This window comes from Methylobacterium sp. Leaf118 (assembly GCF_920984675.1).
GTDB lineage: Bacteria > Pseudomonadota > Alphaproteobacteria > Rhizobiales > Beijerinckiaceae > Methylobacterium.
In genome coordinates, this window is record NZ_CAKLBV010000140.1 from 1 (window position 1) to 975 (window position 975).

1 protein-coding gene and 1 pseudogene are annotated in these 975 nt (G+C 75.8%); both read left to right on the top strand.

What is annotated here, in order from left to right; translation table 11 throughout:
* Positions 1-433: DUF58 domain-containing protein (locus LW587_RS23905; protein ID WP_442919198.1), on the top strand; the 433-nt coding region annotated here is incomplete at its 5' end.
* Between the two features lie 2 nt (positions 434-435).
* Positions 436-975: pseudogene (locus LW587_RS23910) on the top strand (nonribosomal peptide synthetase MxaA); the annotation flags it as partial.

The window sequence follows — 975 nt, forward strand, 5'->3', positions numbered from 1 at the left end:
GATGCTTGCCGCCGCCCGCCTCGCCGAGGCGCCCTGCGGGGCCGCGAGCGCCGAGGGGCTGAGGGAGGCGGCGCGCCGGCTCGCGGGCCGCCCCAAGCTCGTCTTCCTCGTCTCCGATTTCCGCTGGCCCGAGGCGCTGATCGCGCAGGTCTTCGCGGCCCTCGCCCTGCACGACGTGACGCCGGTCCTGCTCGCCGACGCCGCCGAGGACGAGGGCCTGCCGGCCTTCGGCCTCGTCGAACTCGACGATCTGGAGGGCGCCGGCCGCCGCCTCGTCTTCCTGCGCCCGTCCCTGCGCCGCCGCTGGCAGGCCCGCGAGGCCGCCCGGATCGAGGCCCTGCGCAGCCTGTGCGCGCCCTATGCCCGCCCCCCGTTCCGGCTCGCCGACCGCTTCGACGCGGACGCGCTGACCCGTCACCTTCTGACGACGTGACGATGCGCGGGCTCCTCCTCGTCCTCCTCCTTGCCGCCGCCTCGCCGGCGCTCGCCCAGGTGCGCGGCGTCGAATTGCGGGTGCCGCGGGCCTTCGGCTACTTCCTCGGCGACCTCGTGCAGGTACAGGCCGACATCCGGGTCGATCGAGGCTTCACCCTGCAGCGCCCCTCGCTGCCGAAACCCGGCCCGGTCGCCTATTGGCTCGACCTGCGCGCGGTCACGGTCGAGGAGCGGCGCGAGGGCGAGGCGACCCTGATCCGCCTGCGCCTGACCTATCAGAGCTTCTACGCCGCCCTCGATTCCCGCACCCTCGACGTGCCGGGCTTTCCCGTGACGATCGAGAACGCCGGGCCGGAGGGGCTCACCACCGCCACCGCCCCGGTGCCGGCCTGGAAGATCGGCGTCTCGCCCCTGCGCCCGGTGCAGCCGGAGCGGCGCGACGACCCGGCCGAGTACCTGCTCCCGGACGGCCGCGCCCCGCGCCTCGACCCGCAGCCCGCGACCACCGCCGCCCTGACCCTGCTGGCGCTCGGCGCGCTG